Source organism: Vibrio qinghaiensis (genome assembly GCF_002257545.1).
GTDB classification, from domain to species: domain Bacteria; phylum Pseudomonadota; class Gammaproteobacteria; order Enterobacterales; family Vibrionaceae; genus Vibrio; species Vibrio ordalii.
Genome location: NZ_CP022742.1, coordinates 677,102 through 700,382 on the forward strand (window position 1 = coordinate 677,102; position 23,281 = coordinate 700,382).

Consider the following 23,281-nt stretch of genomic DNA (forward strand, 5'->3'; position numbering starts at 1 on the left):
AAGGGGCTGACAACGCTACTACCAAGTTTCCGCATAACACCGTAATCACCAAAATCAACGCATAATAAAAATGCCACGCGTTGGAAGTCCCTCTTGAAGCGTTTGTTAAGTGCCTGTACTCACAAGAAAAGGGAAGTCTAACCGATATGCAGCTTGTACCCTGCCATAAATGTCTTGATCGCTTTCTTTATGGCAACCTAACGCCAAATAGTATTTTTGGCCTTCATATATTTGATAGACAATCCATTCACCAGAGAGATTACCTTTCTGAGTACGATTTTCTATGGTTTTTACAGTTAGTTCGTGAGCTAAAAACATAATAATTTCATCATTAATATAGGCAGACTTACTCTGTTCAAAAGCTTGATTAATCACTTTGTCTAGTTTCTTGTTACCACCATACTCAAAGCCAAATTCAGCATTTATGTTTCCGTGAATAAAGCGAGCACCAAAAAAGTGAGCTTTGTACAAGCCTTTCAGAGGTAAATGCTTGAACATGCCTACCTTCTTAGAACTTCCTCGCTCAATTCTTTTTAGCTCGTCCCCTATACAATGGACATTTAAGCTGCGATTTATCTCATGATTCCAGATTTGGACTATCAAAACTGAGCTAATACGCGACAGATCCAATCCATAAAAAACTAGACTTGAACGTGCATATTCTTCTAACTGACTTCTATCCATAATGTTCCTGAATCACAAAGGCACTTAACGCCCGGCTAAGGGGTTGACAACGCACCGCCGAACTCAAAAAACACACTGTAAACATTGAACTTCAATTTTGCGCTAAAGTCGCCACGCGTTGGCAATCCCTCTTGAGCCGTTTGTTATGCAAATTCAATGAGATAAACTGAATTTACACGACCAAAAGCCACAATTGCAATGGTTGAGTAATTCAAGAACCAACCGAAGCCAGAGCCGTGATAAATAAGCCGCCAAAACAAAGTCCACCTTTCAGCAACAAACCAAGCTTTTGGAACAGACAAGTTCAACGGGCGAAAAATTCAGCAAATGCGAAATAATCGATTAACTTGCCCTTTCCACACTTTGCACCCGCTAAATTCACAACACGCCAACGCCAAAACTGATTGAGGCAAACAAAGAAATTTACCTGTTTTACGGCTTGAGTTAACCACGAATTTGAGGGTAAAAATGCTCATTTGCCGACAACACAAAACGAATGGCCGGAGAAATCCCAAAAGATTGAACCCCTAAATTTACCAGAGTTGCATAACGCCCGGCTAAGGGGTTGACAACGCACCGCCGAACTTAAAAAACACACCTTAAACACTGAACTTCAATTTTGCACTAAAGTCGCCACGCGTTGGCAATCCCTCTTGAGCCGTTTGTTAGGCCAACCAATTGACACCGACACTTTCACAACCAAAGAACGAGCTTTTTTGTAAACTTGAAACAAACTAACCGATTCATTTATAAACCAAAATCTCAAATCAGCAAAGAAACCAAAAAACTCAAATTTAGCGATTTGGAAGAAAAGTGACGAGCGTAGCATGCTCGGCGGACGTTTGGATGCTGAAGGTTATTTTGCCGATGAATTCACAGCGATAAACAACCCAACGCGATCAAGAAACAACAAATATGTGATGACTATTTATTGCCTAACTTAAGCCACAAAACATGGAATTTACTATTCAATTCAAACTCGATTTAGCTGATAAAAACTCACTTTGCCTAACGCCCGGCTAAGGGGTTGACAACGCACCGCCGGACTTAAAAAACACACTTAAACACTGAACTTCAATTTTGCACTAAAATCGCCAAGCGTTGGCAATCCCTCTTGAGCCGTTTGTTATGCAAATTCAATGAGATAAACTAACTTTACACGACCAAAAGCCACAATTGCAATGGTTGAGTGATTCAAGAACCAACCCAAGTAGGAGCCGAGATAAATAAGCCGCCAAAACAAAGTCCACCGTTCAACAACAAACCAAGCTTTTGAATGAGACAAACCCTACAAGCAAGACTTTAAGCAAGTGCAAAATGCTCGATTAACTTGCCCTTTCCACACTTTGCGAACGCTGATTTGACAACAAGCCAGCGCCAAAACCGATTGAGGAAAACAAAGAAATTTGCCTGTTTTACGGTTTGAGTTAGCCACGAATTTGAGGGTAAAAAAGCTCATTTGCCGACAACGCAAAACGAATAGCCGGAGAAATCCCAAAAGATTGAACCCCTAAATTTACCTGAGTTGCATAACGCCCGGCTAAGGGGTTGACAACGCACCACCGAACTTAAAAAAAACACTGTAAACACTGAACTTCAATTTTGCACTAAAACCGCCAAGCGTTGGCAATCCCTCTTGAGCCGTTTGTTATGCAAATTCAATAAGATAAACCAACTTTACTCGATCAAAAGCCACAATTGCAATGGTTGAGTAATTCAAGAACCAACCGAAGCCAGAGCCGTGATAAATAAGCCGCCAAAACAAAGTCCACCTTTCAGCAACAAACCAAGCTTTTGAATGAGACAAACTCAACAAGCAAGACTTTCAGCAAGTGCAAAATGCTCGATAAACTTACCCTTTCCACACTTTACGCACGCTGAATTGGCAACGAACCAGCGCTAAAACTGATTGAGGCAAACAAAGAACTTTGCCTGTTTTACGGCTTGAGTTCACAATGAATTTGAAGGTAAAAATGCTCATTTGCCGACAACACAAAACGAATGGCCGGAAAAATCCCAAAAGATTGAGCCCCTAAATTTACCTGAGTTGCATAACGCCCGGTTAAGGGGCTGACAACGCAAAACACTGAACTCAAAATAACAACCGTAATCACAAAGGCCGATTTGAACAAAAACCGCCACGCGTTGGCAGTCCCTCTTTAACCGTTTGTTATGCAAATTCAATGAGATAAACTGACTTTACACGACCCAAAGCCACAATTGCAATGGTTGAGTGATTCAAGAATCAACCCAAGCCAGAGCTGTGATAAATGAGCCGCCAAAACAAAGTCCACCTTTCAGCAACAAACCAAGCTTTTGTGTCAGGAAAGCTCAACGAGCGAAACCTTCAGCAAGTACAAAATGCTCGATAAACTTGCCCTTTCCACACTTTGCGCCCGCTAAATTCACAACAAACCAACGCTAAAACTGATTGAGGCAAACAAAGAACCTTGCCTGTTTTACGGTTTGAATTGACCACGAGTTTGAGGGTGAAAGTGCTCATTTGCCGACAACACAAAACGAATGGCCGGAGAAATCCAAAAGATTGAGCCCCTAAATTTACCTGAGTTGCATAACGCCCGGCTAAGGGGTTGACAACGCACCGCCGAACTTAAAAAACACACTGTAAACGCTGAACTTCAATTTTGCGCTAAAGTCGCCACGCGTTGACAATCCCTCTTGAGCCGTTTGTTATGCAAATTCAATAAGATAAACTGACTTTACTCGATCAAAAGCCACGATTGCAATGGTTGAGTGATTCAAGAATCAACCCAAGTAAGAACTGCGATAAATAAGCTGCCAAAACAAAGTTCACCTTTCAGCAACAAGCCAAGCTTTTGAATCAGGAAAACTTAACGAGCGAAACCTTCAGCAAGTGCAAAATGCTCGATAAACTTGCCCTTTCCACACTTTGCGCCCACAAGATTCACAACACGCCAACGCTAAAACTGATTGAGGAAAACAAAGAACCTTGCCTGTTTTACGGTTTGAGTGAACCACGAATCTGAGGGTAAAAGTGCTCATTTGCCGACAACACAAAACGAATGGCCGGAGAAATCTAAAAAGATTGAACCCCTAAATTTCCCTGAGTTGCATAACGCCCGGCTAAGGGGTTGACAACGCACCGCCGGACTTAAAAAACACACTTAAACACTGAACTTCAATTTTGCACTAAAATCGCCAAGCGTTGGCAATCCCTCTTGAGCCGTTTGTTATGCAAATTCAATGAGATAAACTAACTTTACACGACCAAAAGCCACAATTGCAATGGTTGAGTGATTCAAGAACCAACCCAAGTAGGAGCCGAGATAAATAAGCCGCCAAAACAAAGTCCACCGTTCAACAACAAACCAAGCTTTTGAATGAGACAAACCCTACAAGCAAGACTTTAAGCAAGTGCAAAATGCTCGATTAACTTGCCCTTTCCACACTTTGCGAACGCTGATTTGACAACAAGCCAGCGCCAAAACCGATTGAGGAAAACAAAGAAATTTGCCTGTTTTACGGTTTGAGTTAGCCACGAATTTGAGGGTAAAAAAGCTCATTTGCCGACAACGCAAAACGAATAGCCGGAGAAATCCCAAAAGATTGAACCCCTAAATTTACCTGAGTTGCATAACGCCCGGCTAAGGGGTTGACAACGCACCGCCGAACTCAAAAAACACACCGTAAACACTGAACTGCAATTTTGCACTAAAACCGCCAAGCGTTGGCAATCCCTCTTGAGCCGTTTGTTATGCAAATTCAATGAGATAAACTGAATTTACACGACCAAAAGCCACAATTGCAATGGTTGAGTGATTCAAGAACCAACCCAAGCCAGAGCCATGATAAATAAGCCGCCAAAACAAAGTCCACCGTTCAACAACAAACCAAGCTTTTGAATCAGGAAAACTCAACGAGCTAAAACTTCAGCAAGTGCAAAATGCTCGATAAACTTGCCCTTTCCACACTTTGCGCCCGCTAAATTCACAACAAACCAGTACCAAAACTGATTGAGGCAAACAAAGAACCTTGCCTGTTTTACGGTTTGAGTTAACCACGAATTTTAGGGTAACAATGCTCATTTGCCGAGAATACAAAACAAATGGCCGGAGAAATCCCAAAAGATTGAACCCCTAAATTTACCTGAGTTGCATAACGCCCGCTTAAGGGGCAGACAACGCTACTACCAACTTTCCGCATAACATCGTAACCACAAAAACCAACGCACAATAAAAATGCCACGCGTTGGCTGTCCCTCTTGAAGCGTTTGTTATGCGCGTTGCGAATATCCATACATTTGCATCACTAATAAGTGCAAACCTTCATCTGTGATTGATAATGTGCCTTTATGAGCGGTAAACTTGGTAGCTCCCTCTAAAAATTCCACTCCCGAACCTTCTTCATCCCAATGTGCTATTGCATTACGGATGATAGTAATTGCTGTTACTCTAATGTCATCGTTTTGGTCAATTGAAATCTCTATGTGTTTCCACCACTTACATTTATCATCTTCAATTGGAGGTAGAGTATTTGAACGAACAAAAAAAATCATTCCTGATAGTAATGTTAATGTGGTTTCCTTACATGAGATACAATCTAATATGACGTTTGGTTCAAAAGATTTTCTTTGTGCAAATGAAGTAACTAAATATCTAGCGGCTTCATCTCCTTCTAAAAACTTCTCATCGATATAGTCTAATAGTTGGAAATTGATATAGCTTTTTAAAACACCCATTTGACGTATATTTTCCATTTTTATCTCCTTTAGTGCACCTTTAGCGCATAACGCCCAATTAAGGGGTGAACAACGCCTCCACCCAACTTAAAGCATTGTGCCATAAACACTAAAATTGAAGTAGAAGCAAAAATGCCAAGCGTTGTGAATCCCTCTTAAATTGCTTGTTATATTTTTTTTCGTACTAAGCTCCAGCCTACTTTTTCCATTTGATAAACATGTACTTCAGGATACTTTTCTTTAGCCAGGAGAGAACAAGAATGGACGACCTCAGTGTCAGCTTTAACACCAAAAATGATTTCACATACTTCACTAGTATCAAATGATATAGTTTCGACACCTCCATTCTGACTAATATCAGAAGAGTCACACCTTAAAACTAGTCTATGCTCTTTTTCGTAGTTCCATTCATTTTTCTTAAAGAAGAAATATGACGTAAAAAACTTTAAGGTTGAAGACGTCAATGCATTAACGACTAGTTTCTCACGCTTATTACTAACATGTGCATCCTGCTCTTCTTTAATAAAATATTGAACTAACACTTCAAACAATTTAGACGAGAATTCTTTGAACTTTTTGCTCCCATTTCTATAATCGACGCGTTTTGCATTTTTGACAAACCCTTTACCTTCAAACTTTTTGAAACCAATTACCGCACCTTTATGGTCATCCGCATAATGAGACCACATCAAAATATTATTAGAATCTTCAGTAAGTGACAAAACCCTGAATTGCGCGATAAGCTCTTCCCAAGCGGACGTTAGTTCTTTAGACAATGGCTCCAACTCTGATTTGAGCTCACTAATGCTTTTGTCGAGCTCTGAGGAAAGATCACTTATTTCGTGCTTTGTAACACCAGAGTTCTTAGTAAATATTTTTTTCAATATCTTAGAGTCAACTTCAAACTCAGGGACATTGCAGTCCAAGGGGTCATTAAACTCCGACGGGTTAGTAATTTTTATAGATGAATTACGAAGAATAATGTCAATAGATTCTGGTGTAACGTATTTATATAGGTTTTTCATTATAGTCCTTTAAAATATAACGCCCGGCTAAGGGGTTGACAACGCACCGCCGAACTCAAAAAACACACTGTAAACATTGAACTTCAATTTTGCGCTAAAGTCGCCACGCGTTGGCAATCCCTCTTGAGCCGTTTGTTATGCAAATTCAATGAGATAAACTGAATTTACACGACCAAAAGCCACAATTGCAATGGTTGAGTAATTCAAGAACCAACCGAAGCCAGAGCCGTGATAAATAAGCCGCCAAAACAAAGTCCACCTTTCAGCAACAAACCAAGCTTTTGGAACAGACAAGTTCAACGGGCGAAAAATTCAGCAAATGCGAAATAATCGATTAACTTGCCCTTTCCACACTTTGCACCCGCTAAATTCACAACACGCCAACGCCAAAACTGATTGAGGCAAACAAAGAAATTTACCTGTTTTACGGCTTGAGTTAACCACGAATTTGAGGGTAAAAATGCTCATTTGCCGACAACACAAAACGAATGGCCGGAGAAATCCCAAAAGATTGAACCCCTAAATTTACCAGAGTTGCATAACGCCCGGCTAAGGGGTTGACAACGCACCGCCGAACTCAAAAAACCACTGTAAACGCTGAACTTCAATTTTGCGCTAAAGTCGCCACGCGTTGGCAATCCCTCTTGAGCCGTTTGTTATGTGCGTAGTTAAACTTTGTTAACTAACTCACTTTTGTATAGTTCTCCATAGAACTTTAAATATGTATCGATCAATAGCTCATAGAACATATCAAAGTTTTCTTGACGAACAGGAATATCAATTTTTGATCTCCAAATTGGTCTCAATTCACCACTGTGTTCTGCACCTCGTTGAGGCTCATTTCCCGTTATGTTTGTTATAAATATTTTTGCATCAGAGTCAAACTTTGAGCTATTTTTAATATAAATTGCTCTAGTGATGGTAATTCCAATGTGAATAAGCTCTTGATCTTTCATTTTCGGATGACCATAAGACAGGTTAACAGGAAAACCTCTAACCCCAATCGAAACATAAGTGTCACCGCGAGGGTTAGACAAATCAGAGCCTGAAATATAGCTTTTACCAATAAGGCGAGTTTCTGTTTCCAGTTTATCCTTTACATAGCGTAGTAATGCATTCTTCATAACTAACCTCGATATTTAAACGACTTAATAGTATGGCGAACCACCACTTATTTACAAGGCTCGCAAGCACATAACGCCCAATTAAGTTGTGAGCAACGCTGCCACCTTACTCAAACACTTCACCATAATCACTAAACAGATTGAAACCGAAAGCGCCGAGCGTTGCGAATCAGCTTAAATTGTTTGTTATGCATCTTGGATTCAAGTACGAAGTGCGACACCTCTGAACATAAAAACAGTAAGGTGCGATAATCATGAAGTTTGCTCCCGCCAAGAAGTAAAAAACATGAAATACACACACCTCACTGAGATTGAAAGGTATATGATTTCTTTGCTCAGAAAGCAAGGGATCAGTACCGCAAAAATAGCTAAACAACTGGGGCGTCACAAAGCCACTATCTATCGAGAAATTGAACGTAATTGTCGTTACAACAAGTTCTTCGATAGGTACTCTTATCAACCAGAGCGAGCACAGCAAATGGCGCGCAACCGGCTTAGTCGTTCACGGCGAAATAAACGCTATACCAAACTTGACTTCAGACTACCTGAAGCCTTGCTACGACTGGATTGGAGCCCTGACCAAATCGTCGGATACCTAAGGATGAGAGGCTATCCAACAATGAGCCACGAGCTCATTTATCAGCACGTTTGGAACGACAAAACTCTCGGTGGAACGCTATGGAAACACCTACGCCAATCCACCAAGAAAAGGCGTAAAAGGTACAACTCAAAAGACAGTCGAGGACGGCTGGCAAATAAGCGTCATATTGCCGAAAGACCTGCAGACGCTGAGCATCGAAAAGAGCCTGGCCACTGGGAAATTGATACCGTCGTGGGTCGCGGAACCAAGCACTGTATCGTCACTTTAGTCGACAGAATGACTGGCTACACTTTTATCGGTCAAATGGACGATAGAACAAGCGAGTCGCTCAACGTAAGAATGAGCAAAATCATGACCCGCTCTGACTTACCTTTTAAAACGATAACATCAGATAACGGCACTGAATTTCATGGTTATGCACAACTAGAAAAACATCATAACTGCCTGTTTTACTTTGCAAATCCATACCATTCATGGGAGCGAGGCACTAATGAAAACACCAATGGTTTGATACGACAATACTTACCAAAACGAACCTCCATGTCACACGTGACACAGAAGCTGTGTAATGAAATTGCATATAAATTAAATACACGCCCACGCAAAAGGCTTGGGTATAGAACACCAACGGAGTATATTCATGCGCATCTGTAGAAAGTGTCGCACTTCAAACTTGATACTAAGCATATTTTGCAAATAGTTCCTCAAACCTTAAGAAAGCTTCTTTTTGTAAAAAATAGCGAGCTTCCATGTAATCTGTTCGAAACTTTTTCTGTAACTGCTCAACAGTGACCTCAACACCAAATTTATTTAGAAATACCTGAAGCTCATCGTCAGTATTCTCTTTGTGCAAGCTCTGTTTTGTTGGCATTTCATGAACTATTGTCAAAACTTTTGAGATAAATGCATGGGACTCTGCGCTTAATAACTCTTTATCACAAGCTTTTAGCTTTAACTTTTGAAGACGCTTGAATGTGCGATCTACAAGCTCATCATCCAGGTTAGAACCATTAAATTTCTTAACAATATGTAAGCAGTCAAAAAGCTCTAATGTAATTTGATTACGTTCTGCACGTTGAGCTATTTTTTTCTGTGCTCTCGCATAGTATGTAGCGAACCCAGCAGCAATGAGAGACACTGCTGCGATAAGCAAAGATGCGCCTGCAACAAGCAATGTTACATAGTCTATTGTCCTTGGCAAAGCCGCATTATTAATTGCTGTAACTAATTCTTCCAATGTTTCCTCCAATATGCATAACGCCCGCTTAAGGGGCAGCCAACGCTACTGCCAACTTACCGCATAACACCGTAATCACAAAAACCAACGCATAGTAAAAATGCCGCGCGTTGGTTGTCCCTCTTGAAGCGTTTGTTATACATCTTTAATCCAAAGGTGAAGGTAGCTCTTCTTCGAACTCGTTAAGATTACTATTCTTGAGAAAATAGAAGAACGTAGAATCTATTGCAAAAAGAAGCCTTTTTCCTTGGTCATAGTCAATCAAAGGTGGATTCAACCTTTTCTTGAACTGAAGGTGGGATATATTATGCAGTAGGTTACTTATATCTCCGGGCCTAACATCCTCAGCGCGGTGATGCATAGCTTTAATTCCATTAGTAATATCGGCTCTAGATAAACCACCAATTATGCCGTCATATCCTTTTTGGACAATAACTTTAACTAGATAGTAAGGAAGGTGAAGAGGCGCTTTTTCCTTACCCTTTGAGTGCGTTACATTTCCAGCCGCCAATAATTCTAACGCCTGCTGGTGGTTTTCTCGATACTCATTGCACTTTTCTTCTAAGGCTTGATCTGCATAAGAATCATTTGCTAAATGAAGGCTTTCGCCTTCATGGGTTCGATTAATGCCTGCAAAATTGCAACAAGCCTTTAATAACTCCTGAAGCACACCGATGCTTCCGAACGAATTTGCCAAAAATTTGGCAATAATGCTTTCGCTAATAGTAATATTCAGTTCTTCACACCCTTTTTGTACCACCTTCCTAAAATCACCTTCAACCCAAGGTTCAACAGGTATGTCATTCACTCTATCCGTTAAGTCAGGGCAGAATGTTCTCAGCCTATCTTTCTTGCGCCAAACTCCAAGGACTACAAATATTATGCCCGTTTCTTGAAAAGTTCTTAGATCGAATGAAAGCTCCCTTTGCTTCTCTTCATCCAAATAGTGGAAATTTTCTAAGATGATCTTTTTGCTAAAGTTAATCTTATGTAGAAGCTCTGATATATCCTGCGCGACAGCTAAATTAAATGGAACTGTTTGATATGTTTTTGACTGTTTGCTGCCCGCACTAATAGTACCTGATGCGCTTGCCTCACCCTCTCCAAACAGCCATATTTTTGCTTTAGCCTTTATGCCAACACTAGCGGAAGAGGTCGACGTTTCTTCACTTTGATTGGCAGTCTCAATTTCCACTCCTACTTGTCTTAAAATACTCGAATAAATATCGGATATATTTGTATTTGGAGTGAGTCTAACAACGATATTTTCTTCATAGGGAAGATGTCTCGACACCAAGGCTGTTTTACCCTGTTTCGATGCTCCATATACGACTATGTGATTTCCAGTACTTAGTGAATCACTAAACTTAGTGTCAATTTTATCCCTCTCGATATAGGAAAGTACTTGATTTGGGTTTACCCCAAATACTTCATTTAATTCTGGCATATTCTCGATATCTCCTTATGTATAACGCCCGGCTAAGGGGTTGACAACGCACCGCCGAACTCAAAAAACACACTGTAAACATTGAACTTCAATTTTGCGCTAAAGTCGCCAAGCGTTGGCAATCCCTCTTGAGCCGTTTGTTATGCAAATTCAATGAGATAAACTGACTTTACACGGCTAAAAGCCACAATTGCAATGGTTGAGTGATTCAAGAACCAACCCAAGCCAGAGCCATGATAAATAAGCCGCCAAAACAAAGTCCACCTTTCAGCAACAAACCAAGCTTTTGAATCAGGAAAACTCAACGAGCTAAAACTTCAGCAAGTGCAAAATGCTCGATAAACTTGCCCTTTCCACACTTTGCGCCCACTAATTTGACAACGCGCCAACGCTAAAACTGATTGAGGCAAACAAAGAACTTTGCCTGTTTTACGGCTTGAGTGAACCACGAATTTTAGGGTAAAAAAGCTCATTTGCCGACAATACCAAACGAATGGCCGGAGAAATCCAAAAGATTGAACCCCTAAATTTACCTGAGTTGCATAACGCCCGGCTAAGGGGTTGACAACGCACCGCCGAACTTAAAAAACACACCGTAAACACTGAATTTCAATTTTGTACTAAAGCCGCCACGCGTTGGCAATCCCTCTTGAGCCGTTTGTTATGCAAATTCAATGAGATAAACTGACTTTACACGACCAAAAGCCACAATTGCAATGGTTGAGTGATTCAAGAACCACCCCAAACAAGAACTGTGATAAATGAGCCGCCAAAACAAAGTCCACCTTTCAACAACAAACCAAGCTTTTGAATGAGACAAACTCAACAAGCAAGACTTTCAGCAAATGCGAAATGCTCGATAAACTTGCCCTTTCCACACTTTGCGCACGCTGAATTGACAACAAACCAGCACCAAAACTCATTGAGGCAAACAAAGAAATTTGCCTGTTTTACGGTTTGAGTTGACCACGAATTTGAAGGTAAAAATGCTCATTTGCCGACAACACAAAACGAATGGCCGGAGAAATCCAAAAGATTGAAACCCTAAATTTACCTGAGTTGCATAACGCCCGGCTAAGGGGTTGACGACGCACCGCCGAACTTAAAAAACACACCGTAAACACTGAGCTTCACTTTTGCACTAAAGTCGCCACGCGTTGGCAATCCCTCTTGAGCCGTTTGTTAAATGCCTTGCACTAAACTCAAATTGCTTTAGCCTTTATTACACTTTTTGTTTCGTCATATATGGATTATTAATATTTGGCTTAGCTTCTCTACCTAACCAAGAACCATTATGATAACTACACTTCGTTTTCGTTACCAAACAATTGTCATTGGAAACAATGATATACATCTATGCACCTTGCGTGATAAACAACAGTTTAGCGACCCTAAAAACACGGCACGAAACTTAGGTATTTCTTCTGCGTCATGGCCAATTTTCGGGGTAGTTTGACCATCCAGTTTAGTTCTAGCACATCACGTCCTTAATTTAGATACCAATAACAAACGAATTCTAGAAGTCGGTTGCGGAATTGGATTATCAAGCCTACTTCTGAATGAGCAAATGGCAAACATCACCGCCACGGATTATCACCCTGAAGTTGAAATATTCCTGGACAGAAATACTCAACTGAATAATCGGAAAAAAATTGCTTTCGAACGTGTCGATTGGGCAGATACGAATAGTCAGCTCGGCCTTTTTGATTTAATTATTGGTAGCGACCTTTTATATGAAGACCAACACATCTCATTGTTGGCTCAGTTCATTCAAACTCATGCTAATCCGACATGCAATATTATTATCGTTGACCCAGGCCGAGGACGAAAAAATAAACTTAGCTCGAAAATGAGTGAATATGGATTCACTAGTGATCACATAAGACCTGACAATACCGACTATCTAGAGCAAAAATTCAAAGGTCACATACTTAGGTTTTCACGCAAAGCTGAAAGCATTTAACGCCCGGCTAAGGGGTTGACAACGCACCGCCGAACTCAAAAAACACACCGTAAACACTGAACTTCAATTTTGCACTAAAGTCGCCACGCGTTGGCAATCCATCTTGAGCCGTTTGTTATGCAAATTCAATGAGATAAAATGACTTTACTCGATCAAAAACCACAATTGCAATGGTTGAGTGATTCAAGAATCAACCCAAGCAAGAACTGTGATAAATAAGCCGCCAAAACAAAGTTCACCCTTCAGCAACAAACCAAGCTTTTGAATGAGACAAACTCAACAAGCAAGACTTTCAGCAACTGCAAAACGCTCGATAAACTTGCCCTTTCCACACTTTGCGCCCGCTAAATTCACAATAAACCAGCGCAAAAACTGATTGAGGCAAACAAAGAACCTTGTCTGTTTTACGGTTTAAGTTAACCACGAATTTGAGGGCAAAAATGCTCATTTGCCGACGACACCAAACGAATGGCCGGAGAAATCCTAAAAGATTGAACCCCTAAATTTACCTGAGTTGCATAACGCCCGGCTAAGGGGTTGACAACGCACCGCCGAACTCAAAAAACACACTGTAAACTCTGAACTGCAATTTTGCACTAAAACCGCCAAGCGTTGGCAATCCCTCTTGAGCCGTTTGTTATGCAAATTCAATAAGATAAACTGACTTTACTCGATCAAAAGCCACAATTGCAATGGTTGAGTGATTCAAGAACCAACCCAAGTAGGAGCCGAGATAAATCAGCCGCCAAAACAAAGTCCACCTTTCAACAACAAACCAAGCTTTTGAATCAGACAAACTCAACGAGCGAAAACTTCAGCAAGTAAAAAATGCTCGATAAACTTGCCCTTTCCACACTTTGCGCCCGCAAGATTCACAACGCGCCAGCGCTAAAACTGATTGAGGCAAACAAAGAACCTTAGCTGTTTTACGGCTTGAGTGAACCACGGATTTGAGGGCAAAAGTGCTCATTTGCCGACAAAACAAAACAAATGGCCGGAGAAATCCCAAAAGATTGAACTCCTAAATTTACCTGAGTTGCATAACGCCCGGCTAAGGGGTTGACAACGCACCACCGAACTTAAAAAACACACCGTAAACACTGAACTGCAATTTTGCACTAAAGCCGCCACGCGTTGGCAATCCCTCTTGAGCCGTTTGTTATGCAAATTCAATGAGATAAAACCACTTTACACGACCAAAAACCACAATTGCAATGGTTGAGTGATTCAAGAACCAACCCAAACCAGAGCCATGATAAATAAGCCGCCAAAACAAAGTCCACCCTTCAGCAACAAACCAAGCTTTTGGAACAGACAAGTTCAACGGGCGAAAAATTCAGCAAGTGCAAAACGCTCGATAAACTTGCACTTTCCACACTTTGCGCCCACTGAATTTACAACGCGCCAGCGCTAAAACTGATTGAGGCAAACAAAGAACCTTACCTGTTTTACGGCTTGAGTGAACCACGAATTTTAGGGTAAAAAAGCTCATTTGCCGACAACACAAAACGAATGGCCGGAGAAATCTAAAAGATTGAACCCCTAAATTTACCTGAGTTGCATAACGCCGCGTTAAGGGGTGAGCAACGCAACGACTAACTCACCGCATTACAATAAAAACCAATAAAATCAATGCATAATGAAAATGCCGCGCGTTGTGAATCCCTCTTTAACGCCTTGTTATATTTGTTGTGCGACATATATTGCATTTTGACCCATAATCCATAATAAGCATAAAAAGCCCAAAATATACATTAATAAGCAGAGACACTTACGTTTAAGTTTAGTCATTTTCTCACGCTCACAAACAGTATAAAATACAGCCTTAACTGCTTCTTTTTTTCTAACTGGGTCATAATCTAGATTGTTGATCATTTCTGTCTCTGCTGTTTCTATTGAGCAATCTATTCTTTCAGCATAATCGAGCAGATACTTCCCACCTAGACCGTCAGTCTCAAACTTTGAAAATGTTGGGTAATCTTTAATAATCTGCGGACACCATAAAAGATACATAGCATTTCCGAGAAAAACGAACACAGAGCTTAAGTAAAACAATTTCCAAGAAAATGGCAATGACAGGTCAAAAATTAACCCCTCTGCTATAGATGTCAGAACAATAGGACTTTCAACTAACGCTATTATTTTGGCTAAAATTGGTACTAAAAAGAACCATAAATAAGCCTTTGATAAAGCTTTATTTTGACCAATTTTATTTACATCATTCCACGAAACTTCCAATTTTCCTCCTAACTCAATAGCAAATATAACGCCCGGCTAAGGGGTTGACAACGCACCGCCGAACTCAAAAAACACACTGTAAACACTGAATTGCAATTTTGTACCAAAGTCGCCACGCGTTGGCAATCCCTCTTGAGCCGTTTGTTATGCAAATTCAATGAGATAAACTGAATTTACACGACCAAAAGCCACAATTGCAATGGTTGAGTGATTCAAGAACCAACCCAAACCAGAGCCATGATAAATAAGCCGCCAAAACAAAGTCCACCCTTCAGCAACAAACCAAGCTTTTGAATTAGGAAAACTCAACGAGCAAGACTTTCAGCAAGTACAAAATGCTCGATAAACTTGCCCTTTCCACACTTTGCGCCCACAAGATTCACAACACGCCAACGCTAAAACTGATTGAGGAAAACAAAGAACCTTGCCTGTTTTACGGTTTGAGTGAACCACGAATCTGAGGGTAAAAGTGCTCATTTGCCGACAACACAAAACGAATGGCCGGAGAAATCTAAAAAGATTGAACCCCTAAATTTCCCTGAGTTGCATAACGCCGCATTAAGGGGCAGCCAACGCTACTACCAACTCACCGCATAATACCGTAATCACAAAAACTAACGCATAATAAAAATGCCACGCGTTGGCTGTCCCTCTTAAATGCTTTGTTAGGCGGCGACTTAGAAAGGCAAGATTTCATCCGTATAGATATCGACTAAGTCAAGCTGTGCTTCAAGTTCGATAACTTCCCGTTTAAATTTGCTGTTATTAAATTCTTTAGAAATAAATGAACTAAGTTTTATTTGATGACTCGCATGTTTAATCACGTAGTCTATGGGTAGCAAAAAATCACCGTCATCTGTGCGGCAGTCATCATAATAATAGGCATCTGAAAATGAGATCACATCACAAATTTCTCTACGAATAGAAGTTAGATATTTTTCCATTTTGGACTTTGCAAAATCTGAGTATGACTTGTAAAGCACAGACGCAACGGTATCTCCCCAGTAGAAGCCCTTTACAATTCCGTCTTCTGTCACTAAAAATCGACTATCTTCACCAAATAATTGCATTACTTGAGCGTAAGTCATTTTAACAGTGTTTTTCTCTGTTAACCTTAATAGCTTTTTCTTAAAAGGTATTAAGAAGTACTTCAAATAGTTTCTGTGATCGAGTGTTTCTAAAAATGCTAGAGAATTCTGCCACTTTGTAAACTCATATTGCTTATTAACAATCATGCTGTAAAAAGCAGATTTTTTCTCTTCAGGTAATCGATTGATGAAAACAGCCGCAAAGTACTCTTGAATACTTTTATGCGTATATGAATAATCATCATACCCATCTTTGACAATAAGGGCGGTAATATCAGATATATCTGTAATTAAAAAATCTTCTAGATTTTCTTCTAGTCTTTCAATTTTTATTATCTTCTCAAGATAAGAACTAAACTCATACGCACTAAAACGAGTATTGTTATCCTGCAACGATAGAAAGCTCAACAAATCAAACACTTTTTGCATTTGAAAGTCAGTGAGATTTGATTTCCGCTCTCGCTCAAAACCAACTTTCATTCGATCATGCCTATAAAGCATCGTTGGAAAGATGAGGCTATAAAATTCTGACAAGCTATCTGGTTTAAACTGCCGCGAGTTATACGTGATTGCAAACAATGTCAGAAGTAACGGTGAAACCGTTACTTCTGACAGGAAAGTGCTACTGTCAAGAATATCGTTAATGCTTCTACATTGATGCGGGCACTCATAAATATGCTCGATAAACTCTTTCTGTATAGCTAAAGGCATTGGATCTATCTTGATCTTGGTAAAATAATAAGACCCTCCCATACCTGCATCTGGTCTTGACGAGATTAACATTTTTAAATCAGGATATGCCCTACCAATGTTTTCAAGTTCTTGTGCTACTTTTCTTCTTGAGCAATTAGGGATTTCATCAAAGCCATCAAGAAATAAGACCACCTTTTTCGATTTTGCTACAAAATCGAACATACTTGAGTCGAGACTAACACCAAGCTCATTTATTGCCTCGATCAACTCTGTTCTCAAATTTTGTTCGAACTTTAAGTTACGAAATTCTATAAAAATAGGGATCAAGGAACTGCCTTTGGCTTCATTTAAGCAGAGTTTACGTAAGAATAGAGATTTACCTTGACCCGGACCACCTTCAATAAGTACGTGAGGACACCTAAATTGAGAAAATAACTCGAAATGGCAACTATCATACGCAACCGTTTTATCGAAATAGATATCATCCAGTTTTTTTATCGAATCTGGGTTCAAAATAGTTTTTACGAAACCTATCCTTTGAATATTTTCACGAAAAACCTTAAGCCTTTCCATTGCAAACGCTTCAGCTAGCTTCTTCTTTAGAACTCCTGATGCTGCATTAACTATATCTAGAGCAACACCCTCTAAACCCCCACTAGCTTTTTTTAACAAGTCTTTCATTTATTCTAAAATCTCATTTTCGATCGAGTTTTCCAAATTGACGCCTAACGCCCGGCTAAGGGGTTGACAACGCACCGCCGAACTAAAAAAACACACCGTAAACACTGAACTTCAATTTTGTACTAAAGCCGCCAAGCGTTGGCAATCCCTCTTGAGCCGTTTGTTAGCTGCTGCACTTTAGCCGGAGATTTACTACCCAACGGCCTAATTTAAAACACATTATTGCTTTCAAACGACAAAGTAAAACGGACAACTGAGAAACTAAAACCTAATCCACGAAACGCACTTGGCAAAGAAGAAATAACAGGAAAACTGACGAGCTTCTAAGACTTCAATTTACAAAGAATTCTTTCGAAGAAGCCAACAACCAAGTGCGCGAAATCCATTTAAGCGCGACAAAACTTCAAAACCAAAGAAGCCATACCAAAGAAATAAACAAACACACCACTTCCCGTAAACAGACTTCGGTTAGTTCAAACACTTCACGAACAGTGCCACTGGCGAGATACGCGGAGAAGTGCTGACTTTCAGGTGTAAAGCTAGAGCCTCAGACTAAGAAAAATAAACGCTTAATTTTATGGTTTTTCTTAACCTCAGCTAACGCCCGGCTAAGGGGTTGACAACGCACCGCCGAACTCAAAAAACACACTGTAAACGCTGAACTTCAATTTTGCACCAAAGCCGCCACGCGTTGGCAATCCCTCTTGAGCCGTTTGTTAGCTGCTGCACTTTAGCCGGAGATTTGCTACCCAACGGCCTAATTTAAAACACATTATTGTTTTCAAGCGACAAAGTAAAACGGACAACTGAGAAACTAAAACCTAACCCACGAAACGCACTTGGCAAAGAAGAAATAACAGCAAAACTTGACGAGTTTCTAGAGCTTAAATTTACAAAGAATCCTTTCGAAGAAGCCAACAACCAAGTGCGCGAAATCCATTTAAGCGCGAAAGAGCTTCAAAACCAAAGAAGCCACACCAAAGAAATAAACAAGCACATCACTTCCCGTAAGAAGGCTTCGGTTAGTTCAAACACTTCACGAACAGTGCCACTGGCGAGATACATGGAAAAGTGCTGACTTTCAGGTGTAAAGCTAGAGCCTCTGACTAAGAAAAATAAGCGCTTAATTTTATGGTTTTTCTTAACCTCAGCTAACGCCCGGCTAAGGGGTTGACAACGCACCGCCGAACTCAAAAAACACACTGTAAACTCTGAACTGCAATTTTGCACTAAAACCGCCAAGCGTTGGCAATCCCTCTTGAGCCGTTTGTTATGCAAATTCAATAAGATAAACTGACTTTACTCGATCAAAAGCCACAATTGCAATGGTTGAGTGATTCAAGAACCAACCCAAGTAGGAGCCGAGATAAATCAGCCGCCAAAACAAAGTCCACCTTTCAACAACAAACCAAGCTTTTGAATCAGACAAACTCAACGAGCGAAAACTTCAGCAAGTAAAAAATGCTCGATAAACTTGCCCTTTCCACACTTTGCGCCCGCAAGATTCACAACGCGCCAGCGCTAAAACTGATTGAGGCAAACAAAGAACCTTAGCTGTTTTACGGCTTGAGTGAACCACGGATTTGAGGGCAAAAATGCTCATTTGCCGACAACACAAAACGAATGGCCGGAGAAATCCAAAAGATTGAACCCCTAAATTTACCTGAGTTGCATAACGCCCGGCTAAGGGGTTGACAACGCACCGCCGAACTCAAAAAACACACTGTAAACACTGAACTTCAATTTTGTACTAAAACCGCCAAGCGTTGGCAATCCCTCTTGAGCCGTTTGTTATGCAAATTCAATAAGATAAACTGACTTTACTCGATCAAAAACCACAATTGCAATGGTTGAGTGGTTCAAGAATCAGCCCAAGCAAGAACTGTGATAAATGAGCCGCCAAAACAAAGTCCACCTTTCAACAACAAACCAAGCTTTTGAATGAAACAAACTCACCGAGCAAGACTTTCAACAAGTACAAAATGTTCGATAAACTTGCCCTTTCCACACTTTGCGCACGCTGAATTGACAACAAAACAGCACCAAAACTCATTGAGGCAAACAAAGAACCTTGCCTGTTTTACGGCTTGAGTTCACCATGAATTTGAAGGTAAAAAGCTCATTTGCCGACAACACAAAACGAATGGCCGGAGAAATCCAAAAGATTGAACCCCTAAATTTACCTGAGTTGCATAACGCCCGCTTAAGGGGCAGACAACGCTACTACCAAGCTTCCGCATAACACCGTAACCACAAAAACCAACGCATAGTAAAAATGCCGCGCGTTGGCTGTCCCTCTTGAAGCGTTTGTTATATTTATAGGTTAAGAATGGTAATAGAAACACAAATAATAAGAAATGCAGCTACTATAGCACCTTGCTTTAAGCTCAATTGAAAATAGTTATTAGATGTGGAAACCGTGGTATTTTTATTGAAATCAACTCCACCATATTTAGCATCAATTTTACTTAGAATTTGTTCGACAGGCACATTACTCCCAAAAAAAGCCGCTGCTTTATTAATCTCTAGAGCTATATGTTTTTCTTTATTTAGTAGATGATACTTACCCCGTTGCTGTAACACATGACTAGAACCGAAATATTTCCTAATAAAATTACTTTCCAAGTCCTCTTTTAATCGGTCTGCCCTATCAAAATCTTTACTATCCAGCAATGTGAACTTATACATTTGAGCAAGCTTAACCGATAGTCGACGCAAGTCTTCATAGTGAAATCTAATATAAGGATAGAACTCTACTGCATAGTTCCAATCAGATTCAAACATCGAATCCGTAGTATCACCAACGTTACTATCATCAAAATCAGTAGAGTAAAAACGGTTTTCATCGTCAAATTTCTGATCATAACTCGAACGCAACTGCTCATTTGATAAAATATTATAAGCTTCGTTGATTTCTTGCATTTTCTCTTTAGCAAATTTGTTATCGCCATTCCAACGATCTGGGTGATAAACCTTAGCTAGAGCTTTATATGCAGCTTTTATTACCACAAGGTGTGCTTCTGGAGTTACGCCTAAAACATCATAATAAGTTGGCATAGAATTAACTACACTCGGAATCAATGCGAAGATAATATCACAACCTTACGGTATGACGTAAGTAGAGTGAAAGAACAAATATAACGCCCGCTTAAGGGGCAGACAACGCTACTACCAACTTAACGCATAACTCCGTAATCACAAAAACCAACGCATAATAAAAATGCCACGCGTTGGCTGTCCCTCTTGAAGCGTTTGTTATGTGCTATTTTACGTGCTGATGTATTAATTTTTCCAATTTTGATTGCGACGTTTCAAACCACATATGGAGCTCTTCATTAGTTTCTAAATAAGGATGGTCGCTAGGAATCGTATCCCCACTTTCGAGCTTTGGTTCACTTAATGCGTCCATTCCTAAACTGATGACATCTGCAGATATCGAGGTATCTATCTTTGACTGACAAAAATATAGATTACACAAAGTATCAATCCTAATTCCAAGCCCGACAAACTTCTCAATTAGCTTTTCGTCGTAATTCTTATTTAGATTTAGAGAGCGGTTTACCTCGTTTCCTAGTGAGTAAAACTCACGTACAGATCCTGTAAGTTCTTCTAGCTTTTCTATAGTCCTTTCTTTCTTATCTCGCTTCCTAATAAACCATTGATTTAGCAATAATAGCGCAACAGCAAGCGTTGTAGAAATAGCAACAGTAAACAACTTTGCTTGTTCTGTAGGCTCAGAAAATACTGTGGAAAACCATTCAAATATCATCAAAATTCCTTGCATACTTAGATAGCACATAACGCCCGGCTAAGGGGTTGACAACGCACCGCCGAACTTAAAAAACCACTGTAAACACTGAACTTCAATTTTGCACTAAAGTCGCCAAGCGTTGGCAATCCCTCTTGAGCCGTTTGTTATGCAAATTCAATGAGATAAACCGAATTTACACGACCAAAAACCACAATTGCAATGGTTGAGTGATTCAAGAATCAACCCAAGCAAGAACTGCGATAAATAAGCCGCCAAAACAAAGTTCACCTTTCAACAACAAACCAAGCTTTTGAATCAGGAAAACTCAACAAGCAAGACTTTCAGCAAGTGCAAAATGCTCGATAAACTTGCCCTTTCTACACTTTGCGCCCACTGAATTAACAACGCGCCAACGCCAAAACTGATTGAGGCAAACAAAGAACTTTGCCTGTTTTACGGCTTGAGTTCACAATGAATTTGAAGGTAAAAATGCTCATTTGCCGACACAACAAAACGAATGGCCGGAGAAATCCAAAAGATTGAACCCCTAAATTTACCTGAGTTGCATAACGCCCGCTTAAGGGGCAGCCAACGCCACTACCAACTTACTGCATAACACCGTAACCACAAAAACCAACGCATGGTAAAAATGCCACGCGTTGGCTGTCCCTCTTGAAGCGTTTGTTATGTTTTGTTATCCCAATGGTCAGCACCTTCAAGAAGCACCTCGATGGTCTCTTTATTTTTACCAGGATAAACGCCGTTTTCTTGTAGTAGCACCAATAAAGGTTCAACTGATATTGCAGATGAATACCCAAGCTCCTCAGATTGGTTATTTGCTACTAATGATTCGGTAAGTACACCAAGTAAAAAGCCATATTCACTTAAAACAGGTCCACCACTGTATCCCCCACGTCCCATATTAGAAATAATAAAATGCGGGTGTGGACCATTATACTTGTCAACTACTGCATTAACTTCACCTTCCGATGCGAGTAATACTGGTCCATTTGAAAAGGGAATTGGCGGGTAACCCATTAGCAATACTTTAGATAGAACTAACTCATCTCCAATCCAGTCATCTAAATGCCCCCCAATTTCAACATGATCAGTTTGAACAAATCCCTCTGGAGACCCCACAATAGTCGTTTTTTTTAAATAGTGAGTAAGATCGAGGTTAGTCTTAATTATTGCTAGATCAACTCGGTCATCACTGTGACTAATAATCTTTTCGACTACCAAATTTTCATTACAATACTCAGAAACAATTTCCTCGATTTCTCCGCCATTCACTACGTGTGCGGCGGTAGCAAGCCAACCATCTCCAATATGAAACGCAGAACCATTACTCAAGTCTCCACTTTCTGTTCTAACAGTTATACGGACCATTGAGTACTTAAAGCTCTGATATAAATGTGTAAAATTTTTCACAATTATCCTTAAAAACATAACGCCCGGCTAAGGGGTTGACAACGCACCGCCGAACTTAAAAAACACACTGTAAACACTGAACTTTAATTTTGCACTAAAGTCGCCACGCGTTGGCAATCCCTCTTGAGCCGTTTGTTATGCAAATTCAATAAGATAAACCGACTTTACACGACCAAAAGCCACAATTGCAATGGTTGAGTGATTCAAGAATCAACCCAAGTAGGAGCCGAGATAAATAAGCCGCCAAAACAAAGTCCACCGTTCAACAACAAACCAAGCTTTTGAATGAGACAAACTCAACAAGCAAGACTTTCAGCAAGTACAAAATGCTCGATAAACTTGCCCTTTCCACACTTTGCGCCCACAAGATTCACAACACGCCAACGCTAAAACTGATTGAGGCAAACAAAGAACCTTGCCTGTTTTACGGTTTGAGTGAACCACGAATCTAAGGGTAAAAGTGCTCATTTGCCGACAACACAAAACGAATGGCCGGAGAAATCCTAAAAGATTAAACCCCTAAATTTACCTGAGTTGCATAACGCCCGGCTAAGGGGTTGACAACGCACCGCCGAACTTAAAAAACCACTGTAAACAC

At 40.3% G+C, this 23,281-nt stretch carries 13 protein-coding genes; 2 read left to right on the top strand and 11 right to left on the bottom strand.

The features are described 5' to 3' along the window. Window positions 1-105: 105 nt before the first annotated feature. From CCZ37_RS16645 to CCZ37_RS16675, 4 genes are all read right to left on the bottom strand, one after another. Window positions 106-684, bottom strand: coding sequence for a hypothetical protein (locus CCZ37_RS16645; RefSeq protein WP_157729224.1), 579 nt, complete (start codon window positions 682-684; stop codon window positions 106-108). A 4,255-nt stretch (window positions 685-4,939) separates the two neighbouring features. Further along, complete coding sequence (locus CCZ37_RS16665) at window positions 4,940-5,422, bottom strand: hypothetical protein (RefSeq protein WP_094501609.1); 483 nt, start codon at window positions 5,420-5,422, stop codon at window positions 4,940-4,942. Between the two features lie 149 nt (window positions 5,423-5,571). Then, complete coding sequence (locus CCZ37_RS16670) at window positions 5,572-6,429, bottom strand: DUF2971 domain-containing protein (RefSeq protein WP_094501610.1); 858 nt, start codon at window positions 6,427-6,429, stop codon at window positions 5,572-5,574. A gap of 668 nt (window positions 6,430-7,097) precedes the next feature. After that, window positions 7,098-7,553, bottom strand: a complete 456-nt coding sequence (locus tag CCZ37_RS16675) for a hypothetical protein (RefSeq protein ID WP_094501612.1) — start codon at window positions 7,551-7,553, stop codon at window positions 7,098-7,100. Window positions 7,554-7,839: 286 nt separating this feature from the next. On the opposite strand from CCZ37_RS16675, the gene CCZ37_RS16680 reads away from it, so the two are divergent. Then, window positions 7,840-8,808, top strand: coding sequence for an IS30 family transposase (locus CCZ37_RS16680; protein WP_094501484.1), 969 nt, complete (start codon window positions 7,840-7,842; stop codon window positions 8,806-8,808). 25 nt (window positions 8,809-8,833) lie between these two features. On the opposite strand, the gene CCZ37_RS16685 is transcribed toward CCZ37_RS16680, so the two are convergent. Beyond that, window positions 8,834-9,391, bottom strand: coding sequence for a hypothetical protein (locus tag CCZ37_RS16685; protein ID WP_094501614.1), 558 nt, complete (start codon window positions 9,389-9,391; stop codon window positions 8,834-8,836). Between the two features lie 145 nt (window positions 9,392-9,536). Continuing rightward, the gene (locus tag CCZ37_RS16695) at window positions 9,537-10,838 is read right to left on the bottom strand and encodes a hypothetical protein (protein WP_094501616.1); all 1,302 of its coding nucleotides are present in this window, start codon (window positions 10,836-10,838) and stop codon (window positions 9,537-9,539) included. Window positions 10,839-12,393: 1,555 nt separating this feature from the next. Here CCZ37_RS16695 and CCZ37_RS19435 point away from each other — a divergent pair. Beyond that, window positions 12,394-12,801, top strand: coding sequence for a class I SAM-dependent methyltransferase (locus tag CCZ37_RS19435; RefSeq protein ID WP_244187318.1), 408 nt, complete (start codon window positions 12,394-12,396; stop codon window positions 12,799-12,801). Between the two features lie 1,680 nt (window positions 12,802-14,481). Here CCZ37_RS19435 and CCZ37_RS16710 read toward each other — a convergent pair. From CCZ37_RS16710 to CCZ37_RS16770, 5 genes are all read right to left on the bottom strand, one after another. After that, window positions 14,482-15,039, bottom strand: a complete 558-nt coding sequence (locus CCZ37_RS16710) for a hypothetical protein (protein ID WP_094501618.1) — start codon at window positions 15,037-15,039, stop codon at window positions 14,482-14,484. 677 nt (window positions 15,040-15,716) lie between these two features. After that, window positions 15,717-17,501, bottom strand: coding sequence for an NACHT domain-containing protein (locus CCZ37_RS16720; protein WP_094501620.1), 1,785 nt, complete (start codon window positions 17,499-17,501; stop codon window positions 15,717-15,719). Window positions 17,502-19,817: 2,316 nt separating this feature from the next. Beyond that, window positions 19,818-20,558, bottom strand: coding sequence for a J domain-containing protein (locus CCZ37_RS16745; protein ID WP_094501624.1), 741 nt, complete (start codon window positions 20,556-20,558; stop codon window positions 19,818-19,820). 205 nt (window positions 20,559-20,763) lie between these two features. Beyond that, window positions 20,764-21,270: a hypothetical protein gene (locus CCZ37_RS16755; protein ID WP_094501626.1), complete on the bottom strand. Its 507-nt coding sequence runs from the start codon at window positions 21,268-21,270 to the stop codon at window positions 20,764-20,766. 666 nt (window positions 21,271-21,936) lie between these two features. Beyond that, window positions 21,937-22,683, bottom strand: coding sequence for a S1 family peptidase (locus tag CCZ37_RS16770; protein ID WP_157729227.1), 747 nt, complete (start codon window positions 22,681-22,683; stop codon window positions 21,937-21,939). Between the last annotated feature and the right edge of the window lie 598 nt (window positions 22,684-23,281).